This window comes from Rhodococcus sp. F64268, from assembly GCF_023015605.1.
Classification (GTDB): domain Bacteria; phylum Actinomycetota; class Actinomycetes; order Mycobacteriales; family Mycobacteriaceae; genus Rhodococcus.
This window is the reverse complement of record NZ_JALKAI010000006.1, coordinates 178,349-203,792: the sequence shown is the minus strand read 5'-3', so window position 1 is coordinate 203,792 and position 25,444 is coordinate 178,349. Positions and strand designations below refer to the sequence as shown.

The 25,444-nt window shown below is 66.7% G+C and carries 20 protein-coding genes; 2 read left to right on the top strand and 18 right to left on the bottom strand.

Annotated elements, in window-relative coordinates:
• Positions 1-5: 5 nt before the first annotated feature.
• From ffh to MWU77_RS16870, 16 genes are all read right to left on the bottom strand, one after another.
• Positions 6-1,577 carry a signal recognition particle protein gene (ffh, locus tag MWU77_RS16945; RefSeq protein WP_247274294.1) on the bottom strand — a complete coding sequence of 524 codons (1,572 nt, stop codon included), beginning with the start codon at positions 1,575-1,577 and terminating at the stop codon, positions 6-8.
• 137 nt (positions 1,578-1,714) lie between these two features.
• Positions 1,715-4,216 carry a [protein-PII] uridylyltransferase gene (locus MWU77_RS16940; protein WP_247274293.1) on the bottom strand — a complete coding sequence of 834 codons (2,502 nt, stop codon included), beginning with the start codon at positions 4,214-4,216 and terminating at the stop codon, positions 1,715-1,717.
• A complete protein-coding gene (locus tag MWU77_RS16935; RefSeq protein WP_054717737.1) occupies positions 4,206-4,544 on the bottom strand; it encodes a P-II family nitrogen regulator in 339 nt (112 codons plus the stop codon). The genes MWU77_RS16940 and MWU77_RS16935 overlap by 11 nt, the downstream gene beginning before the upstream one ends.
• Before the next feature lie 124 nt (positions 4,545-4,668).
• Positions 4,669-5,976: an ammonium transporter gene (locus MWU77_RS16930; RefSeq protein WP_308198812.1), complete on the bottom strand. Its 1,308-nt coding sequence runs from the start codon at positions 5,974-5,976 to the stop codon at positions 4,669-4,671.
• 228 nt (positions 5,977-6,204) lie between these two features.
• Positions 6,205-7,755, bottom strand: coding sequence for a signal recognition particle-docking protein FtsY (gene ftsY / locus MWU77_RS16925; RefSeq protein ID WP_247274292.1), 1,551 nt, complete (start codon positions 7,753-7,755; stop codon positions 6,205-6,207).
• A gap of 12 nt (positions 7,756-7,767) precedes the next feature.
• Positions 7,768-11,394 (bottom strand): chromosome segregation protein SMC, encoded by a 3,627-nt coding sequence (smc, locus tag MWU77_RS16920; protein ID WP_247274291.1) that lies wholly within the window; start codon positions 11,392-11,394, stop codon positions 7,768-7,770.
• A 22-nt stretch (positions 11,395-11,416) separates the two neighbouring features.
• Positions 11,417-11,728, bottom strand: a complete 312-nt coding sequence (locus MWU77_RS16915) for an acylphosphatase (RefSeq protein WP_169688638.1) — start codon at positions 11,726-11,728, stop codon at positions 11,417-11,419.
• Positions 11,729-11,737: 9 nt separating this feature from the next.
• The gene (locus MWU77_RS16910) at positions 11,738-12,175 is read right to left on the bottom strand and encodes an OsmC family protein (RefSeq protein WP_247274290.1); all 438 of its coding nucleotides are present in this window, start codon (positions 12,173-12,175) and stop codon (positions 11,738-11,740) included.
• A gap of 48 nt (positions 12,176-12,223) precedes the next feature.
• Positions 12,224-13,108, bottom strand: coding sequence for a bifunctional DNA-formamidopyrimidine glycosylase/DNA-(apurinic or apyrimidinic site) lyase (gene mutM, locus MWU77_RS16905; protein WP_169688636.1), 885 nt, complete (start codon positions 13,106-13,108; stop codon positions 12,224-12,226).
• Positions 13,109-13,115: 7 nt separating this feature from the next.
• Positions 13,116-13,880 (bottom strand): ribonuclease III, encoded by a 765-nt coding sequence (gene rnc, locus MWU77_RS16900; protein ID WP_169688635.1) that lies wholly within the window; start codon positions 13,878-13,880, stop codon positions 13,116-13,118.
• Positions 13,881-13,891: 11 nt separating this feature from the next.
• Positions 13,892-14,074, bottom strand: a complete 183-nt coding sequence (rpmF, locus tag MWU77_RS16895) for a 50S ribosomal protein L32 (protein WP_006551208.1) — start codon at positions 14,072-14,074, stop codon at positions 13,892-13,894.
• A gap of 2 nt (positions 14,075-14,076) precedes the next feature.
• Positions 14,077-14,640 carry a DUF177 domain-containing protein gene (locus MWU77_RS16890; protein WP_169688896.1) on the bottom strand — a complete coding sequence of 188 codons (564 nt, stop codon included), beginning with the start codon at positions 14,638-14,640 and terminating at the stop codon, positions 14,077-14,079.
• 163 nt (positions 14,641-14,803) lie between these two features.
• On the bottom strand, positions 14,804-15,562 hold the full coding sequence (locus MWU77_RS16885; RefSeq protein WP_247274289.1) for a DivIVA domain-containing protein: 759 nt from the start codon (positions 15,560-15,562) through the stop codon (positions 14,804-14,806).
• Positions 15,563-15,690: 128 nt separating this feature from the next.
• Positions 15,691-16,182, bottom strand: coding sequence for a pantetheine-phosphate adenylyltransferase (coaD, locus tag MWU77_RS16880; protein WP_169688633.1), 492 nt, complete (start codon positions 16,180-16,182; stop codon positions 15,691-15,693).
• Positions 16,179-16,745 (bottom strand): 16S rRNA (guanine(966)-N(2))-methyltransferase RsmD, encoded by a 567-nt coding sequence (gene rsmD, locus MWU77_RS16875; protein WP_169688632.1) that lies wholly within the window; start codon positions 16,743-16,745, stop codon positions 16,179-16,181. The genes coaD and rsmD overlap by 4 nt, the downstream gene beginning before the upstream one ends.
• Positions 16,742-20,143: a pyruvate carboxylase gene (locus tag MWU77_RS16870; protein ID WP_169688631.1), complete on the bottom strand. Its 3,402-nt coding sequence runs from the start codon at positions 20,141-20,143 to the stop codon at positions 16,742-16,744. Before MWU77_RS16870 ends, rsmD begins: the two co-directional genes overlap by 4 nt.
• Before the next feature lie 291 nt (positions 20,144-20,434).
• On the opposite strand from MWU77_RS16870, the gene MWU77_RS16865 reads away from it, so the two are divergent.
• Positions 20,435-20,986 (top strand): dihydrofolate reductase family protein, encoded by a 552-nt coding sequence (locus tag MWU77_RS16865; protein ID WP_169688630.1) that lies wholly within the window; start codon positions 20,435-20,437, stop codon positions 20,984-20,986.
• A 16-nt stretch (positions 20,987-21,002) separates the two neighbouring features.
• Here MWU77_RS16865 and recG read toward each other — a convergent pair whose 3' ends face one another.
• Both recG and MWU77_RS16855 read right to left on the bottom strand, forming a co-directional pair.
• Positions 21,003-23,309 carry an ATP-dependent DNA helicase RecG gene (gene recG, locus MWU77_RS16860; protein ID WP_169688629.1) on the bottom strand — a complete coding sequence of 769 codons (2,307 nt, stop codon included), beginning with the start codon at positions 23,307-23,309 and terminating at the stop codon, positions 21,003-21,005.
• A 44-nt stretch (positions 23,310-23,353) separates the two neighbouring features.
• Positions 23,354-25,024, bottom strand: a complete 1,671-nt coding sequence (locus tag MWU77_RS16855) for a DAK2 domain-containing protein (protein WP_169688628.1) — start codon at positions 25,022-25,024, stop codon at positions 23,354-23,356.
• Positions 25,025-25,215: 191 nt separating this feature from the next.
• On the opposite strand from MWU77_RS16855, the gene rpmB reads away from it, so the two are divergent.
• A complete protein-coding gene (gene rpmB / locus MWU77_RS16850) occupies positions 25,216-25,407 on the top strand; it encodes a 50S ribosomal protein L28 (protein WP_054720034.1) in 192 nt (63 codons plus the stop codon).
• Positions 25,408-25,444 lie beyond the last annotated feature (37 nt).

Below are 25,444 nucleotides of genomic sequence, written 5' to 3'. Positions count from 1 at the left end.
GCGCTCTAGTTCTTGGGGAACTTCAACTTCGACAGATCGAAGCCCTCGAGACCCGGAGGGAGTTCGTCGAGGCCCTTCGGCATGTTGGACAGGTCGGGCATGCCCGCGCCGAGCCCGGGGAACCCGGCGGGCATGCCGCCGGGGAAACCGCCCCGCACCTTCGGCGGCGTAGGGCCGCGACCGCCCTTCTTCCCCTTCTTGCCCTTCTTCGAGCGCTGGTTACGCCGAGCTCCGGGCATTCCCATCTGGCCGGCCATCGCGGACATCATCTTCCGTGCTTCGAAGAAGCGATCCACGAGCTGGTTGACGTCGGAGACCTTCACACCCGAGCCGTTGGCGATACGCAGCCGCCGGGAGCCGTTGATGATCTTCGGGTTGGCACGCTCCGCCGGGGTCATGCCGCGGATGATCGCCTGGATCCGGTCGAGTTGTTTCTCGTCGACGCCCGCGAGCGCATCCTTCATCTGGCCCGCGCCTGGCAGCATGCCGAGCAGGTTGGCAATGGGTCCCATCTTGCGCACGGCCATCATCTGCTCGAGGAAATCTTCGAGAGTGAGCTCGCCGCTGCCGATCTTGGCTGCGGTCGCTTCGGCCTGCGTGGCATCGAAGTGCTGCTCGGCCTGCTCGATGAGGGTGAGCACATCGCCCATTCCGAGGATGCGGCTGGCCATGCGTTCAGGGTGGAAGACATCGAAGTCCTCGAGCTTCTCACCGGTGGACGCGAACAGGATCGGCTGACCGGTCAGTTCGCGGACGCTGAGCGCGGCACCACCACGTGCGTCGCCGTCGAGCTTGGTGAGCACGACGCCGGTGAAACCGACTCCCTCGCGGAATGCCTCGGCGGTGCTCACGGCGTCCTGACCGATCATCGCGTCGAGGACGAACAGGGTCTCGTCGGGTTGGACGGCGTCGCGGATGCCTGCGGCCTGCGCCATCAACTCCTGATCGATACCGAGGCGACCTGCGGTATCGACGACGACCACGTCGTACTGTTTGTTCTTGGCTTCCGCGATGCCCTGCTGCGCGACCGCGACCGGGTCTGCGGCCGTGACGCCGAGTTCGTTCTCGCCACCACCGATCGACGTTCCGGGATGCGGTGCGAACACCGACACACCGGCACGTTCACCGACGACCTGCAGCTGCGTGACCGCACCCGGCCGCTGGAGGTCGCACGCGACCAGCATCGGTGTGTGTCCCTGATCCTTGAGCCATTTGGCAAGCTTGCCTGCGAGTGTGGTCTTACCCGCACCCTGCAGGCCTGCCAGCATGATGACGGTCGGAGCGGTCTTCGCGAACTGGAGCCGACGGGTCTCGCCGCCGAGGATCCCCACCAACTCGTCGTTGACGATCTTGACGACCTGCTGAGCCGGATTCAGCGCGCCGTGAACCTCGGCGCCCTTCGCCCGTTCCTTGATCTTCTTGATGAACGAACGCACGACGGGCAGCGCCACGTCGGCATCGAGGAGGGCCAGGCGGATCTCGCGGCACGTCGCGTCGATGTCGGCGTCGGACAGGCGCCCCTTGCCGCGCAGGTCCTTGAGGACCCCTGTCAACCTGTCGGAAAGGGATTCGAACACCGAATGCGCTCCTGCGGTCTGACGAGAATACGGACAATACTGCGCTCCAGGGTAGCCGCTCCGGTCCGCCCGCAGCCGGGGGTGGCCCGTCCGGCCGACCGAGAGCCCTGCGAAGCGGCCCCGGATCGCACCTCACCTCACGGCGCAGCGGGAGGCTTCTTCGGTTCAGGAGTCGGAAGGACGGCCAGCAAGGCCTGTTCGAGTCGTTCCCGTGACGCCCTCGTTCCGGCGGTCGGCAGGTCGATGCAGAACGAGTCGACCACCGTCGAACCGATTGTCGTCACCGTCGCCCACCGCACGTCTGCCCCGTGCGCCTCGAAGACTCCGGCCAGACGACAGAGCATTCCGATCCGGTCCTCCGCCCTGATCTCGAGCACTACCTGCCCCGGATCCGTGGTGTCGAGCCAGATCAGGCGCGGTGGGGCCTGCGAGTAGATACCGGGTACCGCACGCTCGGGGCGTACCGACGGTGCGGACTCGCGCGTGGCGCGGTCCTTCGCGTCGAGTTCCGCGAGGAGGTGTAGGTCACCCGACCGAGCACGCACGAACTCCTGCCGCAGCAGCCCCTCCACCGGAGGCGCACCGAATCGTGGCACCACGATGAACGTGTTGACGGTGCTTCCCGCGTGACTGCCGATGGAGGCCGACTGCACTCGGAGCCCATGCAGCGCCAGCACTCCCGCGGTATCGGACAGCACGCCGGGCTCGTCGGGTGCCACCACCGTCACCACGAAGCTCCGACCGTCGGGTCTCGGGTCGAGCGAGACATGCATGGCGCCGGATTCGGCTAGCCGCGCAAGTTCGGGGTCGATCGGCGACGGAACCGGAAGGTCCTCCCCCGCCATCATCAGTTTGCAGCGCCGTACCAGTTCCCGGATGAGTGAAGCTTTCCACTCACCCCAGACGCCGGGTCCAGTGGCCTGCGAATCTGCTTCCGCAAGTGCATGCAGCAGTTCGAGAAGCAGCGGGTCGCCCCCCAGCGCGTCCACCACCGACGTCACCGTTGCCGGGTCATCGAGGTCGCGGCGGGTCGCAGTGTGCGGGAGCAACAGGTGGTGCCGGACCATTGCTGTGAGCACCGACAGATCGGACGGCCACAAACCCATGCGCGTGCCGATCTGGGCGGCGACCTCGGCGCCGACCACACTGTGATCCCCACCGCGGCCCTTGCCGATGTCGTGCAGGAGCGCTCCGAGAAGCAGCAGATCGGGGCGTGACACCCGCGTCGTGAGGGCACTCGCGTGGACCGCGGTTTCCACCAGATGGCGATCGACGGTCCACGTGTGGATGGCGTCGCGCGGTGGGAGATCGCGTACCGCCCCCCACTCGGGCAGCAAACGTCCCCACAACCCGGTCCGATCGAGTGCCTCGACGACATCGACGGCGGCCGGTCCCGAGGCAAGCAGCACGATGAGGTCGTCGAGCGCCTGCCGTGGCCACGGTTCCCGCAGTTCCGGCGCGTGATCCGACAGGCGGGTCAGCGTCGCCGCGGAAATCGGCAGGCCCGATCGTGCGGCTGCAGCGGCCGCCCTGGTGATCAGGCCGGAATCCTTGCCCGGCCGGGCATCGCGGGCCAGCGCTACCTCTCCGCCATGTTCGACGACGCCTTCGTCGAGGGGGCGTCGTACCGGTCCACGGCGAAGGCGCGACAGACCCTTGCGCGGCAGGGAATTGCCCGCGGTGCGGACACCGACCTCGACGGAGTAGCTGATCGTGCGCGCCGCCTCTGTGAGTAGGCGAGCGAGGTCGAAACGGTCGCCTATGCGCAGTGCGGCACCGATCTCGTCGGCATCCTGAGCCTGCAGTTGATCACGACCGCGACCGGCGACGCGATGCAGTTCGGTACGGACGTCGAGCAGGTGACGGTGCGCGGCCGCGAGGCCGCCCCCGGGTGCGTCCGGTCCGAGGCCGGGCATGCCGTCGGTGAGCTGCGCGACCGACAACGCGTTGAGCAGCTGTACGTCCCGCAATCCTCCGCGACCACTCTTGAGATCGGGCTCGGCCCGGTGTGCGATCTGGCCCGACCGCTCCCAACGTGCCTCCGTCATCTCGATCAGCTCGTCGAAGCGGTTCCGGATCCCGGTGCGCCACTGTCTGCGTACGCCACCGATGAGCAGATTGCTCAGTTCGTGGTCGCCTGCGATGTGCCTGGCTTCGAGCATCCCGAGCGCCGCCGGAAGGTCGCCCGACGCCACCTGTAGGGCCTGCGGAACTGTGCGGACGCTGTGATCGAGCCGGATGTGGGCGTCCCACAGCGGGTACCACAGCCGGTCCGCGACCGACGACAGCGTCTCCGGATCGATGTCGTCGTGCAGCAGAATGAGGTCGACGTCGGAGTGCGGCAGCATCTCGCGACGACCGAGTCCCCCGACAGCCACGAGCGCGAACCCACTGTCCGGCCTGATCCCGAGCTCGGAGCCCTCGGTGATCAACCAGAAATCGAACAGGTCCACCAGCGCGTCGCGCAGTGCCTGGGTGTCGAGGCGGCGAGTGCGGCCGGAGCCGGAGACGAGTGCGTCTCTGGCCGCCGACAGGTCTGTCGCCGTATTCGTGCCCGAAGACGCCGAAGGCCCACGACCCGCTGCGTGCGCAGCGTGTCCTGGGCCTCGGGTCTCTGCACCCTGAGGGTCAGAGTGCATCCGTACCTCGTTCGCCGGTGCGGACTCGGATCACCGATTCCACCGGGGTGACCCATACTTTGCCGTCACCGATCTTCCCTGTTCGGGAGGCTTCCACGATCGTGTCGACCACCTTGTCCACCACCGAGTCGTCGACGACGACCTCGACGCGCACCTTCGGCACGAAGTCGACCGAGTACTCGGCCCCGCGATACACCTCGGTGTGGCCCTTCTGGCGTCCGTAACCCTGCACCTCGCTCACGGTCATTCCGAGCACCCCGGCCTGCTCGAGCCCTGCCTTGACGTCCTCGAGCGTGAACGGCTTCACGATTGCCGTGATCAGCTTCATTTCTCATCCCTTCCCGGTGCTCACCGGACGTTGTCTTGTGTGTCCGCGTAACGCTTGCCCGTTATCTTCGTCCACTTCCACCTCGGCGACGAGGTGAAGCACTACTTCGGTTCGAGACGAAGTATTACTTCAGCGCGGTGGCGAAGTCGTATGCGGATTCCGCGTGCTCGGTTTCGTCGATGCCACGAGCTTCGTCCTCGGCCGAGACGCGCCAGCCCATGGGCCGCAGAGCGAGGGCGATCACAGCGGTGACGACGGCGGTGAACACAAGTGCGACCAGGGCGATCACGATCTGGATGACGAGTTGCTTGTAGTCGCCCCCGTAGAACAGTCCGGTTTCGGTGGCGAGAAGTCCGATGGCGACCGTGCCCCACAGACCGGACACCAGGTGCACGCCTACGACGTCGAGCGAGTCGTCGTAGCCGAACTTGTACTTCAGTCCGACTGCGAGGGCCGAGAGGATTCCGGCCACGATACCGAGAATGATGGATCCGACCGGGCTGAGAGCACCGGCAGCGGGGGTGATGGCAACCAGACCCGCGACAGCACCCGACGCGGCGCCGAGGCTGGTGGCCTTACCGTCCCGCATACGCTCGGTGGCGAGCCAGCCCAGAATCGCGGCGGCGGTGGCTACGGTGGTGTTGAGCCATGCGAGGCCGGCGACACCGTCGGCAGCGAACGCGGATCCACCGTTGAACCCGAACCATCCGAACCAGAGCAGCGCGGCGCCCAGCATCACGAACGGCAGATTGTGCGGACGGAACGCGGTCTTGCCGAAGCCTGCGCGCTTGCCGATGATGAGGGCGAGAACCAGCGCGGCGATACCGGCGTTGATGTGGACCACCGTGCCACCTGCGAAGTCGATCGGGTGAACCGCAGCGGTGAGACCGCCCTCTCCGTCGTCGACAGTGCCGAAGAGCATCGCGGCGATGCTGTCCTCGGAGCCGGAGAGCAGACCGCCGCCCCACACCATGTGAGCGAGCGGGAAGTAGGCGACGGTGACCCACACGCCGACGAACACCATCCAGGTACCGAACTTCACACGCTCCGCGAGCGCACCACTGATCAGTGCGGTGGTGATGATCGCGAATGTCACCTGGAATCCGATGTCGATGACCTGGGGGTAGTTGCCCAGCCCCGGCAGGAATCCACCTTCGTCGTCGTAGATGGCACCCTGCAGGCCGAACAGCTCGAACGGGTTCGCGAAGATCCCACCGATGCTCTCGGAGCCGTATGACATCGACCAGCCCCACAGCACATAGATCACACCGATCAGGGCCATCGCGCCGAACGACATCATCATCATGTTCAGGACCGACTTGGCGCGTGACATGCCGCCGTAGAAGAACGCCAGTCCCGGTGTCATCAGCAGCACGAGCGATGCCGCCATGAGCATCCATGCGGCGTCGCCGGTGTTCACCACTTCCTCCACTTGCACACCTCCCAGTTGTCCGCGCCGGTGAGCGCGTCGTTGGGAAAAGCTTGCTGCGGAGATGTTTCCGCCGAAGCGCTGTCCTGTTTCGTCGGCGTGAACGGGCGGCGGGGAGGTGTTTCGTTCATGTTTCCGCCGGAACGGACATCAAGAGACGACGAGGCCGCTCCCACCGTAGCGGGAGCGGCCTCGATTCGACCGATCGAAGTGTCGGCCGAGTAATACTCGTCAGCCGAGCAGCGCGTCGACGAAGGCGCCCGGCTCGAAGGGGGCGAGATCATCCGCACCCTCGCCAAGACCCACGAGCTTGACCGGCACGCCGAGCTCGTGCTGGACCTGGAAAACGATTCCGCCCTTGGCGGTGCCGTCCAGCTTCGTCAGCACCACACCGGTGATGTCGACGACCTCGGCGAACACGCGGGCCTGCATGAGCCCGTTCTGACCGATGGTGGCGTCGAGCACCAGCAGAACCTCGTCGACAGCCGCCTTCTTCTCGACCACCCGCTTGACCTTGCCCAGCTCGTCCATCAGGCCGGTCTTCGTGTGCAGTCGGCCGGCGGTGTCGATGAGCACTGCGTCGACCCCGTTGTCGATACCCTTCGCGACGGAGTCGAACGCGACTGCTGCGGGGTCGGCTGCTTCCTTGCCGCGCACCACCTCGGCGCCCACCCTCTCGGCCCAGGTCTGGAGCTGATCCGCCGCAGCAGCACGGAAGGTATCTGCGGCGCCGAGCAGGACTCGACGTCCGTCTGCGACGAGAACGCGGGCGAGCTTCCCGGTCGTGGTCGTTTTACCGGTGCCGTTCACACCCACGACGAGAAGCACTGCCGGGTGGTTGTCGTGCGGCAGCGCACGAATGGAACGGTCGAGGTCGGGGCGCAGTTCGTCGACCAGCACCTTGCGGAGCACCGCACGCGCGTCGGCTTCCGACCGGACGTTGCTCGCTGCCATCTCCTCTCGAAGCCGGTCGACGATCTTCACTGTGGTGGCGGAACCGAGGTCGGCGATCAGGAGGGTGTCCTCGATCTCCTCCCACGAGTCCTCGTCGAGATCGCCACCTCCGAGCAGGCCGAGCAGGCTCTTGCCCACAGCGTTCTGCGACCGGGCCAGGCGCCCGCGGAGACGAACGAGGCGCCCCGAGGTCGGCTCGATCTCGTCGAGCGCCGGTGCTGTAGCCGTGTCGGCAGGAGCGGGTGCAGGTACTGCGTCGGCGGGGGCAGGAGGGGTTTGCACAGCGTCGACCGGCGTCTCGGGCTCCACAGGCTCGGGAGCAGCCTCCGGTGCGGGAGCGAGATCGGGCGCGCTCTCCGGCTCTGCCGGCTCGGGTTCTGCGACGACCGGGCCTGGCGCGGCCTCCGGTTCGACGGGCTCGGGCTCTGCAGGCTCGGGCTCTGCAGGCTCCGATTCGACGGGCTCGGGTTCTGCAGGCTTCGGTACGGTCGGCGGCACCACCGGGATCCGCGTGGTGGGCGGAGCCTCGGTGACCTCCTCGGACAACGGGACGGTGCGCGGTTCCGGGCCCGGTTTCGGCGCGGGTTTCGGGGCCGGCCGCTGCACCGGTTCCGGCGGAGCGGTCGCCGTTGTTCCCTGACTGAAACTGAATCCGCTCTGCGCCTTGTAACCGCCCGAGCGATCCTTGGCTTCCGCAGTGTCGAGCTTCGGGGTTTCTTTCGCCGTCAGCGACACCTGGCGTCGCCGATAGAGCGTCAGACCCACGACGAGCGCGACAAGAACAACCGCGAGGGCGGCCGCGATGATTATCCAGGCTCCGGTACTCACGCACCCATACTGTCAGGCTTGAAGCTCACCTTCCGGTTCAGGGACCGGTGTCGTGACATTCTGACCTCGCAGACGCTGGGAGATCACCCGAGTGATGCCGTCGCCTCGCATGCTGACGCCGTACAGCGCGTCGGCAACCTCCATCGTCGGCTTCTGGTGGGTGATCACGATCAGCTGCGACTTCTCGCGCAGCTGCTCGAACAATCCGATCAGCCTCCGCAAGTTCGTGTCGTCGAGTGCTGCTTCCACCTCGTCCATCACGTAGAACGGGGACGGTCGGGCACGGAAGATCGCCACGAGCATCGCGACAGCAGTCAACGACTTCTCCCCACCGGAGAGCAGCGACAACCGTTTGACCTTCTTACCCGGGGGCCTGGCCTCCACCTCGATACCCGTCGTGAGCATGTCCTTCGGGTCGGTGAGGACGAGGCGGCCTTCACCGCCCGGAAACAATTTCCCGAATACCTGTTCGAATTCACGTTCGACGTCGGCATAGGCTTCGGTGAACACCTGCAGGATCCTCGCGTCCACCTCGTCGACGACTGCCAGCAGATCCTTCCGGGCGTTCTTGACGTCCTCGAGTTGAGTCGCCAGGAAGTTGTACCGCTCCTCGAGGGCGGCGAACTCCTCGAGGGCGAGCGGATTGACCTTGCCGAGGGTCGTGAGGTCCTTCTGCGCGCGCTTCGCGCGGCGTTCCTGCGTTGCGCGGTCGTACGGCTGCGGCTGCGGGGCAACCACCTGTTCGCCGCGCTCGCGTGCCTGCTCGTACTCGGCGATTTCGAGATCGGTCGGTGGGAGTGGGACGTCGGGGCCGTACTCGGCGACGAGATCGTCGAGCGCGATGCTGAACTGCTCGATCACGCTCTGTTCGAGCTGTTCGATACGCAGCGCCGCCTGCGCCCGGGCCACTTCATCGCGGTGCACGGCGTCGGTGAGCTGATCACGCTGTGTGGCGAACTCGCGGACGAGTCCCTTGGCACGCTCGAGTTGCTCGGCGCATTCGGTACGGCGGCGGGTCAGTTCTTCGCGGTGCGCATGCGCGGTAGCGACCGCGCTCTCGAGCTCCGTGGTCACGCGGGCACCGGCCGCAGCCACCGCTGCGGCCACTGCGGCAGCCTGCCGTCGGGTGGCTCGGGCCCGCTCTGCGCGGGCTCGGGCAACACGTTCGGCCTGTGCGGCGCGCCGTAACGAGTCCGCCTTGCCGCGCAACGATTCGGCGCGCTCCTCCGCCGTGCGCGCGGCGAGCCTCGCCTCCATCTCGACGGCACGCACCTCGGCCAGAGCTGCTGCGGCCATCTCCCGCTCGGCAGCGGTCGATTCGGTACCTCCGCCGTCGCCGGTGCCGTCCTGCTCGTCTTCCGCGAGCCGCAACCGCTCCTCGAGTTCGACGAGCTTCTCCTGCGCCGAATCGCGTTCCTTCTCCGCTGCCGTGCGCTGCGTGACGAGACGCTCGGATTCGGCGTGAGCGTTGCGAGCGGCCTGGCCGAGTCGTCCGAGCTGTTCGTAAACCGCCGACATTGCTGCGTCGGATTCGTTCAGTGCCGCGAGTGTCTGTTCGACGTATTCGGCGCGCGCCTTCTGCTCCTCGGCCGCACCGGTCAACGCTGCGGCGAGTTCTTCCACGCGACGCTCCGCGGCCTCGAGCCCCTCCCGTGAGGAGTCGATCGCGGCCTGGATTTCGAGTGTGCTCGGCGCACGGTCGGAGCCTCCGACGACCCATCCGGATCCGGTGAGGTCACCGCGACGGGTGACGGCTCGCAGGTCCGGTCGCTGCGAGCACACCGTTGCGGCAGCCTCGAGGTCGTCGACCACCACGATTCCGGCCAGGACGGCATCGAGGCCTCCACGCAGCTCGTCGGGGCATTCGACCACGTCACGCGCCCACCGGGAGTCTGCGGGCAGCGACGCGGACTCATCGGGCGCCTCTGCTCCGACCGCGAGGAATGCGACTCTGCCCTGGTCGGCATCAGCGAGTGCGGTGGCCAACGAGTTCGCCGCAGCCACCGACGTGACCGTGAGGGCGTCGGAGGCCGGTCCGAGCGCAGCGGCGACTGCGGCCTCGAATCCGGGCTCGACACGAAGGCGATCCGCGAGCGGTCCCAGAACACCGGAGTCGGTGTGGTGCTCGAGCAGCCAGGCGGCACCGTCCTTGCGCTCGAGTCCCATGGACAGGGCGTCGATGCGAGCGCCGAGCGACGCGACCTCCTTTCCGGCGGCGCGTTCGGCGTTCTGAAGTTCTGCGACGCGGTCGTCGGCAATGCGCGCCGCCTCGACGGCTCGTTCGTGCTGGGCGTCGGCGTCGATCTCTCCCGCGTCGAGATCGTCGATGCGCCCCTGCGCGGTCTCGAACTCGGCCTGCGCGTCGACTCCGCGCCGACGAGCCTCCTCGATCGCGACAGTGAGGCGAGCGATCTCGCTGTCGATCGATTCGGTACGGGTTCGGACGGTCTCGACCTGACCGGTGAGGCGAGCGAGTCCCTCGCGGCGGTCGGCGATGGCGCGGACTGCCGCCATGTGTGCCCGCTCTGCCGCCGCTGCGTATTCCTCCCGGACGGTGAGTTGTTCTTTCGCCGCGTCGAGGGTGCCGTGCGCGATCTCCACCGCTTCGATCAGTTCGGCTTCTTCTGCGGCAATCTGCTCGGCGCGCGCTTCCATCTCGTCGGGGTCCTGCCCGGCACGCGTCTCGGGTTCCGCGTCGAGGTGGCGGGCGCGTTCCTGCGCGATCCGGACGGTCGCGGACACGCGTTCGGCGAGAGCAGAGAGCTGGAACCAGACCTGGGACGCTGCTTCGGCGCCCGGGGTGAGCTGCGCGAGTGCCTGTTCGTGGCGGGCGAGATCTGCCGTGGCTTCGTCGAGCATGACGTTGACGTGATCGAGACGCTCGCGCAGGACTTGTTCCTGTTCGTCCTGGCCTGCGAACTCGGCGCGACGGGTGACGAGATCGTCGGCAGCGAGACGCAGCCGGGCATCACGCAGGTCGGCCTGAACGGTCTGGGCACGGCGCGCGACCTCGGCCTGTCGTCCCAGTGGTTTGAGCTGGCGGCGCAGTTCGGCCGTGAGGTCGGTCAGCCGAGCGAGGTTCGCCTGCATCGAGTCGAGCTTGCGGACCGCCTTCTCCTTGCGACGGCGGTGCTTGAGCACCCCGGCTGCCTCTTCGATGAACGCCCGCCGGTCTTCCGGGCGGGATTCGAGGATCGCAGCGAGACGCCCCTGCCCCACGATCACGTGCATTTCGCGGCCGATACCCGAGTCGGAAAGAAGTTCCTGCACGTCCATCAGCCGGCACGAATTGCCGTTGATCTCGTACTCACCGGCGCCGTCGCGGAACATGCGCCGCGTGACGGATACCTCCGAATACTCGATCGGGAGCGCCCCGTCGGAGTTGTCGATCGTCAGGGTCACCTCGGCGCGACCGAGCGGAGGTCGCCCCGCGGTCCCCGCAAAGATGACGTCCTGCATCTTCCCGCCGCGAAGCGCTTTGGCGCCTTGCTCTCCCATCACCCAGGTGAGGGCATCGACCACATTGGACTTACCCGAACCGTTGGGTCCGACGACGCAGGTGATGCCGGGCTCGAAGCGGAGAGTCGTCGACGAAGCGAAGGACTTGAAGCCCTTCAGCGTCAGACTCTTGAGATGCATGAGGAAAAACCTTACCGGGACATCAGCGCTCGACGAATCCGGTGAGGCCACCGCGTGCCGGCTCCCAGTTCTCGACCACGAGGCGCACCTCCCCCGGTGTGAGATCGGACCGCAGCCAGTCGAGCAGCATCTCGAGCGCGTGGCGCGGTCCCTCGGCGATGACGAGAACCCGACCGTCGGCGTGGTTGGTGGCGTGGCCGGAGAGCCCCAGTTCCAGCGCTCGGGCACGGGTGAACCATCGGAAACCGACACCCTGGACCCGGCCGTGCACCCAGGCGGTCAGGCGTGCAGTGTCGTCGGGATGGTCGGTGTCGTCGGGGTGTTCGAGTGCCACAGCGCTTCTCTAGGCGTCGGCGGTGATGGTCAACGACACCTTCGTGCCGGCCTTCAGCGTGCGGCCGACGGTGCAGACCTTGTCGACGGATCGCTCGACGAGCGCGACGAGTCGCTGCTGGGCTTCGGCGTCGAGTTCGGAGAGGTCGAGGATCAGTTCTTCCTCGAGGTGCGGGTAGACCTCGTTCTCGCGGTCGGCTGCCCCGGACACCTTGATCGTCGCGTCGTAGTCGTCGCCGAGCCGCCGTGACAACGGGAAATCGGAGCTCATTCCGGAACATGCGGCAAGGGCGATCTTCAACAGCTCGCCGGGGGTGAAGACACCATCGACGGTCTCGGAGCCGATGAGTACCTCGGCGCCTCGCGAGCTGCGGCCGGTGTAGCGGCGGGTGCCGGTGCGTTCGACCCACAGGTCGGTGGGTGTGGTCGCGGGGTTCTGGTCAGCCATGCGGGAAATCCTGCCATGCGCTGCCGACACCGAGCACAGGACGGTCCCTCACACCCTGGTGGTCGCGCCGCCGCGGATGATGCGTGGCCGGGGCTGGCAACGGGGACACGAAAAGGACGAGCGGTTCATGAACTTCTCGCGCCGGATCGGTGCGCCGCATCGAGGGCACGGCCTGTTCTCCCGGCCGTACGCATTCAAGGAGCGATCGAAGTAACCGGACTCACCGTTGACGTTGACGTACAAGGCATCGAAGGACGTGCCACCCTGACCGAGAGCTTCGGCCATCACGTCGTGAGCGGCAGCAAGCACGGCATGCAGTTTCGGGCCGGTCAGTTTGTCGGTCGGCCGGTTGCCGTGGATCTGCGCACGCCACAGTGCTTCGTCCGCGTAGATGTTGCCGATACCGGAGACGATGGTCTGGTCGAGCAGTGCGCGTTTGATCTCGGTGTGCTTTCCGCGCAGCACCTTCACCACGGCGGACGGATCGAATCGCGGGTCCATCGGATCCCGTGCGATGTGTGCGACGGGCAACGGTAATCGGTCACCGTCCACCTCGACGAGCTGTGCCAGTGCCCATCCACCGAACGTCCGCTGGTCGACGAAACGCAGGTCGGCACCGCTGTCGAGCACCGCGCGGATCCGCAGGTGCTTCTCGTCCGCAACGGTGGGCGGCTGCACGAGCATCTGACCGCTCATCCCGAGGTGCACGACCACTGCCAGGTCGGTCGGTTCGAGGACGAGCCAGAGGTACTTTCCACGCCGTTCGACAGCGGTCACGGTCTGGCCGGTCAACTGTAGTGCGAGATCACGCGGGCCCGGCTCGTGGCGTCGCGCCGCCCTCGGGTGCAGAACCTCGACGGATTCCATCGTGGCGCCCAGCACGTGGGCAGTCAGACCACGCCGAACGACTTCGACCTCGGGAAGTTCGGGCACGACAGGATCAGTTCGCCCCGGTCGAGGTCTCGGTTTCCTGGTCGGTCTCGCTCGACAACACCTGCCACGCGGTAGAGGCTGCCTTCTGCTCGGCTTCCTTCTTCGTCCGGCCGACGCCGACACCGTAGGGCTTTCCTGCCACGAGAGCGGTGGCCGTGAACTCCTTGTCGTGGTCGGGACCCGTCGCCGTGATCTCGTACACGGGCACGCCGAGTCCGCGTTCGGCAGTGAGTTCCTGCAGGCTCGTCTTCCAGTCCAGACCGGCTCCCAGACGTGGTCCGCGGTCGAGCAGTTCGGCGAACAGGCGCAGGACCACCTCGCGGGCGACTTCGATGCCGTGCTGCAGGTGAACAGCCCCGAGCAGCGACTCCATTCCGTCGGCGAGGATGCTCGCTTTGTCCCGTCCGCCGGTCATCTCCTCGCCCTTGCCGAGGAGCAGATGGACGCCCAGCCCACCATCGCCCAGTCCGCGCGCCACTTCGGCGAGTGCGTGCATGTTGACCACGCTCGCGCGAATCTTCGCAAGTTCACCTTCCGGTTTGTCCGGGTGGGTCAGATACAGGTATTCGGTCACGGACAGACCCAGCACGGCGTCGCCGAGGAACTCGAGTCGTTCGTTGGTCGGCAGTCCGCCGTTCTCGTATGCGTACGAGCGGTGGGTCAATGCCAGGGTCAGCAGGTCAGGGGCCACCGGGACACCGAGGGCGGCGAGGAGAGACGCATGTTCTCCCTCGCCGCCCTCGGGTGCGGTATCGATCGACTTGGTCGTCACGTAAGTACCGATCAGACGGGCGCGGTCACCTGACGACCGTTGTAGGTGCCACACGACGGGCACGCCACGTGCGGCAGCTTCTTCTCACCGCAGCCGCGGTTCGGGCAGGTGACGAGCGTGGGCGCAGTGGTGTTCCACTGGCTGCGCCGCGACCGGGTGTTGGAACGCGACATTCTGCGCTTGGGGACGGCCACGTCTACTTCTCCTCGTTGTTCTTGCTGTCGGATGCACTGCTGGATTCTTCGGAGCCTGCGCCGAACGCGGCTGCCAACCCAGCCCAGCGAGGATCCAGTATTTCATGTCCGTGCCCGGATTCGGCAATCGCCAGGCGAATACCACATTCCGCACACAGTCCCGCGCAGTCGTCGGTGCACAACGGACGTAGCGGAAGTTCCAATCCGACCGCATCGACGATCACAGGCTCGAGATCGATCAGATCGTCTTCGATCCGATAGACCTCGTCTTCCTGCGTGGTCTGGTCGGTCACACTGTTCGGGTAGGCGAACAGTTCGGTGAGGTACAAACTCACCTCGCCCGTGAACGGCTCGAGGCATCGAGAGCATTCACCGACGGTGTCGGCACGAACTGTACCGGTCACCAGAACACCCTCCGACACCGACTCCAACCGAAGGTCGAGGTCGATCTCGCTGCCTTCATCGATCGCGATCATTTCGAGTCCGATGCGCGATGGAGACGGAACGCGGCGCTGCACCGTACGCATCGACCCGGGACGACGCCCCAGCGAGAGCGTGTCCAGCACGAGGCCGGCTTCCCGTTCGGGATGCCGCGTACCGGAGCGGTGGGTAGACAACGTCGATCTCACTTTCGAATAGAAGGCAGTGCGAATTCACTGGGCAACCGTTCAATGGTACGCGATGACCCCGCGATTCACGAAAAAACACGGGTTCACCACGCGAAACGCGTCACCGCCGCCAGGCGGCCCGGTGGTCGGCCTCGGCATAGTCCGGTCTTCCCGAAGTCCTCAACTGCTGACGCCCGCGGCCCACCGAACGCAAGGTGGTGTCGAGGATCTCCTCGAACTCGGCGAGCTTGCCGTCGACATACTCGTCACACTCGGTGCGCAACCGATCGGATTCGGCGTGGGCACCATCGATGACGCGCGCCGACTCCGCATGCGCGGACTGCACGACCTCGGTCTGAGATACCAAGCGTGCCTGCTCGGCCTCGCCGTCGGCGATGGATCGGTCGTATGCCGCTTTACCTGCCTCGACCATACGGTCGGCCTCGGATCGAGCCCTGCCGGTGACGGCGTCGTACTGCCGCTTGCCGTCGGCGATGAGAGCATCCGCCTCCGCCTGCGCATCGGCGACCAGTTCGCCCGCGTGCGCGCGCGCCTCCGCCACCATGCGGTCGGCCTGCGCCTTCGCGTCGGAGAGCATCCGATCGGCGTCGGCTCGGGCCTCCTCGACCAGCGTGCGCGCCTCTTCGTCGGCGTCGCCGACCGTTTTGTCCGCCAGGGCTCGTGCGTCGCCGATCAGTTTGTCGCGGTGATCGAGAACGTCCTGAGCGTCGTCCAGTTCGGAGGGAAGAGCGTCCCTCACGTCGTCGAGAAGTTCGAGCACATCGCCGCGTGGGACCACGCAACTCGCCGTCATGGGAACGCTTCGTGCCTCTTCGGTGATCGCGACAAGTTCGTCGAGTGCCTCGAATACCCGGTACACGCCAACCCCAATCCTGATCCGTCGACCCGGCCGGTGCGACCGCGCCGTGTCCAGTCTGCCGCAGCGTGCGCTCCGGTTCCGGTCCACGCGCCGGTGTGTCGGATCACGGTTCGGTGGTGTGCGGGTTGTTACTCGGCTGCGGCCCGTTCGGCGAGGCGTGCGAGAAGCCGTTTGTGCACGGCCTCAGGAAGCATCTCCGAGACGTCACCGCCGTAGGCGGCAACCTCCTTGACGAGCGAGCTCGACAGATAGCTGTACACGGGATTGGTGGCCACGAACAGAGTGTCGACACCGGTGAGCTTGTGATTCATCTGGGCCATTTGCAACTCGTAGTCGAAGTCGTTGGCGCCGCGGAGCCCCTTGACGATCGCAGAGATCCCGTTCGCAGTTGCATAGTCGACCAGCAGCCCCTGCCAGGAATCGACGCGAACATTGCCGAGATGAGAGGTGGCCTCGGCGAGCATCTCGAGGCGTTCGGGCACCGTGAACATGCCCTGCTTGTTGGGATTGATCACGACGGTGACCACAACCTCGTCGAATTGCACCGCGGTGCGAGCGATGACGTCGAGGTGTCCGTTGGTGACCGGGTCGAAGGATCCTGGGCATACCGCGCGGCTCATGAGTCAGCACCGTAACAGGCCGCGATCTCCACGCGCGTCTCACCGTACTTCCGGACCCTGTCGACGTCGAAACCGGTGGGCCACTCGGTTTCCGGCGATCGGCTGGAGCGTTCGAGCACAACGATCGTGTTCTCCCCCACCCACCCCTGCTCGACGAGCGCAGTGAGCATCGCCGACACCGCGCTCTCCGCGATCGCGTACGGCGGATCAGCGAAGACCAGATCGTATTCGCGGTCGGCACCCGCCGCCAGGACCGCGGCGACCGGCGCCGACCGCAACACCGCGCCGGACAGGCCGACGACGGCGATGTTGTCGCGGATCACCGCCGACGCTTTGGCGTCCGATTCGACGAGCATCGCGTGCGCTGCCCCTCGCGACAGCGCTTCGAGACCGAGCGCGCCCGACCCCGCATAGAGGTCCAGCACGACTGCCCCGTCGAGATCCATCCGCGCGTCGAGCGAACTGAACAGTGCTTCGCGCACCCGCTCGGATGTCGGTCGAGTACCGCGGGGCGGCACCTTCAGGCGCCGCCCCCCGGCTCGACCGGCAACGATTCGTGTCACTCGGCGCTTGCCTCCGTCGACACCACCACGAGCAGATCTCCGCCTTCGACCTGCTGGACGGGTCCGGCTGCGATGCGGGTGATCAGCCCACCGCGCGGCGCAGTGATCGCTGCCTCCATCTTCATCGCCTCGATCGTGGCGACCGTGTCGCCGGCCGCGACCTTGTCGCCCTCGGACACGACGAGCGTGACCGTGCCCGCGAACGGAGCCGCGACATGTCCCGGATCGTTGCGGTCCGCCTTCTCCGCGGCCGGAACCTCGCTGGCGATCGACCGGTCACGCACCGACACCGGACGAAGTTGGCCGTTGAGCAGGCACATCACGTTGCGGAAGCCGCGCTCGTCCGCGTCGGAGATCGCCTCGAGCCCGATGAGCAGTTCGACGCCCTTGCCGAGCCGCACGCGGTGTTCCTCGCCGTATCGAAGCCCGTAGAAGAACTGGTTCGCCGACAGTTCGCTGGTGTCCCCGTACTGCTCGCGATGCTGCTCGAACTCGCGGGCCGGGCCGGCGAACAGCAACCGGTTGAGGGTCGTCCGACGCTCGAGTGACGACCCGGCCAGGCCCTTCTCCTCGTCAGCGGTCAACGGTGTCTCGGCCTTCGGTTCCCCGCGACCGGACAGCGCCTTGGAGCGGAACGGCTCCGGCCAGCCACCGGCTGGTGTACCGAGGTCGCCGCGCAGGAACCCGATGACCGAATCGGGGATATCGAACTTTCCGGGTTCGGCCGCGAAGTCGTCGACCGACACACCCGCACCGACCAGGTGCAAGGCGAGGTCGCCGACGACCTTCGACGACGGCGTCACCTTGATCAGGCGCCCCAACAGGCGGTCGGCGCCTGCGTAGGCAGCCTCGACGTCCTCGAACCGGTCGCCGAGTCCGAGCGCGATCGCCTGCTGACGGAGGTTCGACAGCTGCCCGCCCGGGATCTCGTGCGTGTAGACACGGCCGGTCGGTGCGGGCAGGCCCGACTCGAACGGCGCGTACACGCGGCGCAGTGCCTCCCAGTACGGCTCGAGATCGCACACTGCCTGCAGGTCCAGGCCGGTATCGAATTCGCTGTGCGCCGCTGCCGCAACGATCGCCGACAGTGCCGGCTGGCTCGTCGTCCCGGCCAGCGCCGCCGACGCCCCGTCGACCGCGTCGGCTCCGGCGTGCCAGGCCGCGACATAGGTGGCGAGCTGGCCACCGGGGGTGTCGTGCGTGTGCACGTGCACAGGGAGATCGAAGTTGCTGCGTAGCGCCTTGACCAGGGTTGCCGCGGCGGGCGCGCGGAGCAGACCTGCCATGTCCTTGATCGCGATGATGTGCGCGCCGGCATCGACGATCTGCTCGGCCAGCTTCAGGTAGTAGTCGAGGGTGTAGATGGTCTCGTTCGGGTTCGACAGGTCGCCGGTGTAGGACATGGCCACCTCGGCGAGCGTGGTACCTGTCTCGCGCACCGCGTCGATCGCCGGCCGCATCTGATCGACGTTGTTCAGCGCATCGAAGATACGGAAGATGTCGATGCCCGTGTCGGCGGCTTCCTGCACGAATGCGCGCGTGACTGCCTCCGGGTACGGGGTGTACCCGACGGTATTGCGCCCGCGGAGAAGCATCTGCAGGTTGATGTTCGGAATCGCCTCACGCAGCGCAGCAAGCCGCTCCCACGGATCCTCGTGCAGGAAACGCAGCGCCACATCGTAGGTGGCACCGCCCCACGCCTCGATCGACAGCAGTTCCGGCGTCATGCGAGCGACGTGGCCGGCGACCGTGAGCAGGTCCTTGCTGCGCACACGCGTCGCGAGCAGCGACTGGTGTGCGTCGCGGAACGTGGTGTCGGTGACGCCGATGGCCTTCTGTTCGCGCAGTGCCCGCGCGAAGCCCTCGGGTCCGAGTTCGAGCAGTCGTTGCCGCGACCCGGGAGCCGGGGGCGCCGACAGGTCGATCGCGGGGAGCTTGTCGTGCGGGTACACCGTCGCGATCCGCTCGCCGTGCGGCTTGTTGACCGTGACGTCGGCGAGGTATTCGAGGATCTTGGTGCCGCGGTCGGCCGAGCGTCGCAGCGTCAGCAGGTGCGGGCGCTCTTCGATGAACGAGGTCGTCACGCGCCCGGCGCGGAAGTCCTCGTCATCGAGCACGGCCTGCAGGAACGGGATGTTCGTCGATACACCGCGGATACGGAACTCGGTGACCGCACGACGGGCGCGGGCGACGGCCGCCTCGAGGTCACGGCCGCGGCACGTGAGCTTGACGAGCATCGAGTCGAAGTGCGCCGAGATCTCTGCGCCGACCGAGGTGCCACCGTCGAGGCGGATACCTGCACCACCGGGGGTGCGGTAGCCGGTGATGCGGCCCGTGTCCGGACGGAAGCCGTTGGCCGGGTCCTCCGTGGTGATACGGCACTGCAGCGCCGCACCGTGGATGCGGATGGTGTCCTGGCTCAGACCGAGATCGGCCAAGGTCTCGCCCGAAGCGATCCGCAGTTGCGCCTGCACCAGGTCCACGTCGGTGATCTCCTCGGTCACCGTGTGCTCGACCTGGATACGCGGGTTCATCTCGATGAACACGTGCTTGCCGCGCTCGTCGAGGAGGAATTCGACCGTTCCCGCGCACTGGTAGCCGATCTGCTCGGCGAACGCGACAGCGTCCGCGCAGATCCTGTCGCGAAGGTCCGGGTCCAGGTTCGGGGCAGGCGCAAGCTCGATGACCTTCTGGTGACGGCGCTGCACAGAGCAGTCCCGCTCGTACAGATGGACGACGTTGCCGTGCTTGTCTGCCAGGATCTGCACCTCGATGTGACGAGGGTTGACCACCGCCTGCTCGAGGAAGACCGTCGGGTCGCCGAACGCCGCATCGGCCTCACGGGATGCCGCCTCGATGGCCTCGCGCAGCTGTGAGGGCTCGGCCACTCGCCGCATACCGCGGCCGCCACCACCCGCGACAGCCTTGACGAACACCGGGAAGGTCATCTTCTCCGAAGCCGCGACAAGCTCGTCGAGATCGGCAGACGGCTCCGACGAGGCCAGTACCGGCAGTCCCGCTGCTTTCGCAGCCGCGATCGCACGCGCCTTGTTTCCGGTCAGTTCCAGGATCTCGGTCGAGGGGCCGACGAACGTGATGCCCGCACGGTCGCACGCCGCGGCGAGGTCAGGATTCTCGGACAGGAAGCCGTAACCCGGGTAGATGGCGTCGGCGCCGACCGACACGGCTGCCTTCACGATCTCGTCGACCGAGAGGTACGCCCGGACCGGGTGCCCTTCGTCACCGATCTGGTACGCCTCGTCGGCCTTCAGCCGATGCAGGGACTTGCGATCTTCGTACGGAAACACCGCGACCGTTTCAGCACCCAGTTCGTAGGCGGCACGAAACGCGCGGATTGCGATCTCGCCTCGGTTGGCGACAAGCACTTTGGAGAACATTGCATGACGGTACCGCGCCCGAACAGCACTTCAGGCTCCGGGATTCCACATCTCGAGACGCTGCGGCGTTCCCCCTCGACTGTAACGATGCAGTCGTCCACCTGGTAACAAACACGAAACCTGCGCGGTCGCAAGGCCGTAACACCGCGGCCCCGCCATGCCGCGTTCGAATGGATTCACCGATGAATTTTGTCGGGTGGGACGGTCGGTTTTCTGTAACCGCGAGCCGACGATCCGAGACACTGGGGACCGAGACGCCGGCATTGCACATCGCAAGGAAGGACAACGCTCATGCCCCGCAGGACCACCGCGCATCTGTTCAGCTCCGTCAACGGCGTCGTCGAGTCGCCCGACAAGTTCCAGTTCGACGCCTTCGGCCCCGAAGAGGGCGAGTTGATGGCCGAATCGCTGGACGGGGTGACAGATGTCGTCATCGGACGAAAACTCTGGCAGGAGTGGTCGGAGTACTGGCCGGGCGCCGACGACCCTTTCGGCGCGTTCATCAACCCCGTCCGCAAACACGTCGTCACCAGCACGCTGGACAGCGACGGTAACTCACTCGGATGGAACAGCACGGTGATCACCGGCGATCCAGTCGAGTACGTCAGAGCACTTCAGCAGGACGGTTCGGGCGGCATCACCGTGGCCGGCGGTATAGAGACCATCCGCTCTCTGTTCCTCGCCGGTGTCGTCGACGCACTGACCTTGACCGTCCACCCCGCTGTGACCAACGAAGGCCGACGACTGTTCGACGAGTCCGTGCCGATGACCAGACTCGACCTGGTCGACAGCAGAATCACCGGCCAGGGCAATGCAGTCCTGACCTACACCCTGCACGACTGACGGCGGTCGCCCTCGGTCACGATTTCTCGAGGAACTCGGCTTTCGTAGTGTCGAGCGCAGCGCCCATCATGCTCGCGAGCCCCGGATGTTGCTTCAGTTCCGGATCTTTCTCCGTGACGTCCCGCGCGAAGCGCTGCGCAGCGGCGATCACCTCCACGTCGTCGACGAGCGAAAGCAGACGCAGAGTCGACACCGTTCCGGATTGCGCGACACCGAGTACGTCGCCCTCGCGACGCAACTGCAGGTCGAGTTGGGCGAGCTCGAATCCGTCTGCCGTGCTTGCGACCGCCTCGAGCCTGGTCATCGTCGGGCTTCCCGGCTTGGTATCGGTGATCAACAGGCACAGGCCCTGGTGGCCTCCCCGGCCGACCCGGCCACGGAGCTGATGGAGCTGACTGACACCGAACCGGTCGGCATCGACGATCACCATCACCGTCGCGTTCGGCACGTCGACTCCGACTTCGACGACCGTGGTGCACACCAGTACGTCGATCTCACCCGCACCGAAGTCGCGCATCACCGCGTCCTTCTCGTCGCCGGGGAGCCGCCCGTGCAGCAACCCGACCCGCAGTTCGGCCAGCGGACCCGACACCAGTTCGTCGAACTGCTGCACGACCGATTTCGTGTCGGGCGGCTTCTGCTTGCCCTTCTTCCCGGTGACGGACTCGTCGAGGAGTTCGAAGGCTGCGGGATCGAAGGCGGCGTCGTCGTCGGCATCGCCATCACCGATTCGCGAACACACGACATATGCCTGACGGCCTTCCGCGACCTCCTCACGGATTCGCTCCCACGCGCGGTCGACCCAGGTCGGATGGACCTTCGCAGCCACCACACGGCTGACGATCGGCGAACGCCCCTTCGGGAGCTGACGCAGCGTCGACACTTCGAGGTCGCCGAGCACCGTCATCGCGATGGTGCGCGGGATCGGGGTGGCGGTCATCACCAGCACGTGTGGGGCTGCTCCGTCACGGCCTCGGGAACGCAGCTTGTCGCGTTGTTCCACGCCGAATCGGTGCTGCTCGTCGATTACGACCAGGCCGAGATCGAAGAAGTCGACATTGTCTTCGATCAGAGCATGGGTGCCGATGACGATGCCCGCGTCGCCGGTCACCGCCTCGTTCAGCGCCTGCCGCTTCTGCGCTGTTTTCATCGAGCCGGTCAGGAGGGTGATACGAGTGGCGAGTTCGTGGGCACCGAGTTCACCGGCGGCGGCGAGGTCGCCGAGCATCGCGGTGAGTGAACGTGCGTGCTGGGCTGCGAGCACCTCGGTGGGTGCGAGCAGCGCACACTGATGACCGGCATCGATCACCTGCAGCATCGCCCGCAACGCGACGATCGTCTTTCCGGAACCCACCTCGCCCTGAAGCAATCGGTTCATCGGGTGCTGCTGCGACAGGTCCGCGGAGATCTCCTCCGCAACGGACAGCTGCCCCTCGGTCAGTTCGAACGGCAGTCTGCGATCGAACTCGTCAGCGAGCGCATCGGCCCGCCGCGGACACCTCGGTGCGCTCCGAACCTCGACATCGTGGCGCCGGCGCGCCATCACCAACTGCACCGCTGCGGCTTCGTCGAACCGCAACCGTTCCCGCGCGAGGGTGACATCGTTCTTGGAATCGGGCAGGTGGATGGTTCGCAGGGCCTCGTCGAGTCCGATGAGAGAATTCTCGCTGCGCACGCCGCCCGGGAGCGGGTCCTCCACGGAATCGAGCTGATCGAGAACCTGCCGGACGCACCGCATCACTGTCCACGACTCCACGTCGCGGGTCGCCGGATACATCGGGATGAGGGCTCGATCGAAGATCGACATATCGATGCCGTCGGCACCTTGGGCGCTGCGCGCCAGCCCGGCCAGCGCGCCGGCGCCGCGGACACGTCCCGGTGCGGGGGCAGCGCCGCCGACCTCGGGCTCGCGCGGCTCCGGGAGGATCACGTAACTCGGATGCGCCAGGCTCCACTTGTCGCGGAAATACTTCACGGTGCCCGAGAACATGCCCCGCACACCGGGCTTGATGTTGTATTTGACCTTGTGCGGGTTGAAGAAGGTGACGTCGATCCGGTGGCGGTCGGACACCAGCACCACAGCCAGCCGGGTGCCGGGGCGACTCTTCATCCGTACCTCGTCGGCCTTCTCCACTCGGGCGATGATCGTGACGTGCTCGCCCTCGGCCGGTTGAGTGTCGCCGAGTTCCGCACCCTGGGCGGCGTAGCGGTGCGGGTAGTGCCGCAACAGGTCTTCGACCGTGGTCATCCCGAACGCGTCGGACAGTTTGTCTGCGGTCTTCCGGCCGAGGAGATGATCTAGGCGGTCCGCGAGTGTCGCCACTACCGTCCCTTCCGTTCCGTGCGGTGACCATCCGAGGTCGCCGGTTACTCGACGCCGAGCTGCAGCAGGTCGCTGCGCTGTCCCCCCTGGTACACCACGACCTCCAGTTCCGGGTGGCGGTCGTCGAGGTGGCGGGTCAGTTGTTCGGCGAGACCGTCGGGGGCGCCGTCCCCGACGAGCATCGTCACGAGCTCACCACCCGCGGCGAGGATCTTGTCGAGCAGCGACACACCCGCTGCCACAAGATCATGCTCGATGACTACGACATCTCGTCCCGCGAGCCCGAGACTGTCTCCCGGTTGACACGTCCCGACCCAGGTCAAGGCACGTTCGGTCGCGTACCGCAATGATCCCCAGCGGGTCGCGGCCGCCGCTTCCGACATCGCGAACGCGTCATCGACGGTCGCGCGCCGCGCGTCGTGCACTGCGAGGGACGCCAGTCCCTGGACCATCGAGGAACACGGCAGGAACATCACCTCGCGTCGACCGTCTCGGGCCTGCGCACCCACTGCGACGACGTCCTGCTCCGACACCCAGCCGTTGGGAAGGACGAGGACGTCCGAGCTCGGCAACGAGCGGATCGCGTCGAGCAGCAGACGGGGGTCGACGGCTGTCTCTGCGGAGAGGACGGTAGCGCCCTCGGCGTCGAACAATCCCTCCGCGCCGTCACCCGAGGCAATCGCGAGGACCGCGCGGCCGGACGTGGACCTCGGGGAACTCGGTGCACTCGGGGCACTCGGTGCGCACTGCCCGAGTCGGTCTGCTTGCAGCGTGAAGCAGGTGATCGAGATGCGGCGCAGCCTGCCCGCCGCAACTCCCGCCTCGATCGCAGCACCGGCGTCGCAGCAGTGCACGTGGACCGACCATCCTGCCGAACCGTCCCCCACGATCGCAACCGAGTCGCCCAGTTCGTCGAGCCGGGCCCGGAGCACCGCGATCCGCGCGCGATCGGACCCGTCGACGATGTACATGACCTCGTAGTCCTGAGTCTCGCCATCCCGTTCGGCAGCGTCGCGATCCGGGATGTCCGGCCCACCGGTGTCGGCGACGGGCGAGCTGGTGAGGCGCAGGTGACGGTCGGGGCGCCGGCCGGACACGATTTCGACCAGGCAGTCGAGCAGGATCAGCAGACCGAGACCGCCGGCGTCGACGACTCCGGCCGCGGCAAGGACCTCGAGCTGTTCCGGTGTGACCTCGAGCGCGGTCGCCGCGGCGTCGGCGGCGGCCCCGACAGCGCCCCGCAACGATTTCGTGTCGATCACCGCGCGTCCCGCTCCGTCCGCGGCCGCGCGCAGCACCGTGACGACCGTGCCCTCCGCGGGGGTGCTCAGGGCATCGGTCACGGTCGTGGCGGCCCGGTCCAGGGCACGCGCGAAGTCGCGACCGTCGACGGCGGTCAGTCCCGCGATCGAGTCCGCGACGCCGCGCAGTCCCTGCGCAAGAATCACCCCGGAGTTGCCGCGAGCTCCGACGAACGCACCGCGGGCCAGTGCTTCGGCGACCGCTCCGACCGAGAGTGCACCGTCGACGGGTCCGCCGAGTTCGTCGGCACCGGCGCGCAGCGTGGCGAGGAGGTTGGTCCCGGTGTCTCCATCCGGGACCGGGAAGACATTGAGGGTGTTGATCTCGTGGCACCGTTCGTCGAGGGTGGCCAACGCCAACTCGACCCAACGACGCAGTGCTCGACCGTCGACGCCCTCACCGCCTTCGAGCACCGAATCAACCCCTTTCCCGTGCCGTCGTACACTCGTGGAAAGACTAGCCGCGCCCCGTTCACGTGTCCGGTTTGGTCTTAGGCCGTCCGGTTGGCTAAGCTGGTCCGGTTGCCTGACACGGGTGACTACGCTCCCCGTGTCTCAAGCATGCACAGACAGAAGATATCCACTAGACACAAGGAGTTCGCGACATGGCTGCCGTCTGCGACGTATGCGCCAAGGGCCCCGGCTTCGGGAAGTCGGTCTCGCACTCGCACCGGCGTACCAATCGTCGCTGGAACCCGAACATCCAGAGCGTTCGCGCTCAGGTTGCACCGGGCAACACCCGCAAGATGAACGTGTGCACCTCCTGCCTGAAGGCAGGAAAGGTTGCTCGCGGCTGATCCCGGTCGAGATGTAGATCAAGGCCCCCGGTGCGTA

Bases quoted from the DNA above. Each gene is read 5' to 3' on its own strand.
- rpmB (WP_054720034.1), top strand. From the start codon at position 25,216: ATGGCTGCCGTCTGCGACGTATGCGCCAAGGGCCCCGGCTTCGGGAAG.
- MWU77_RS16870 (WP_169688631.1), bottom strand. From the start codon at position 20,143: ATGTTCTCCAAAGTGCTTGTCGCCAACCGAGGCGAGATCGCAATCCGC.
- coaD (WP_169688633.1), bottom strand. From the start codon at position 16,182: ATGAGCCGCGCGGTATGCCCAGGATCCTTCGACCCGGTCACCAACGGA.
- MWU77_RS16935 (WP_054717737.1), bottom strand. From the start codon at position 4,544: ATGAAGCTGATCACGGCAATCGTGAAGCCGTTCACGCTCGAGGACGTC.
- MWU77_RS16865 (WP_169688630.1), top strand. From the start codon at position 20,435: ATGCCCCGCAGGACCACCGCGCATCTGTTCAGCTCCGTCAACGGCGTC.
- MWU77_RS16910 (WP_247274290.1), bottom strand. From the start codon at position 12,175: ATGGCTGACCAGAACCCCGCGACCACACCCACCGACCTGTGGGTCGAA.
- MWU77_RS16940 (WP_247274293.1), bottom strand. From the start codon at position 4,216: ATGCACTCTGACCCTCAGGGTGCAGAGACCCGAGGCCCAGGACACGCT.
- smc (WP_247274291.1), bottom strand. From the start codon at position 11,394: ATGCATCTCAAGAGTCTGACGCTGAAGGGCTTCAAGTCCTTCGCTTCG.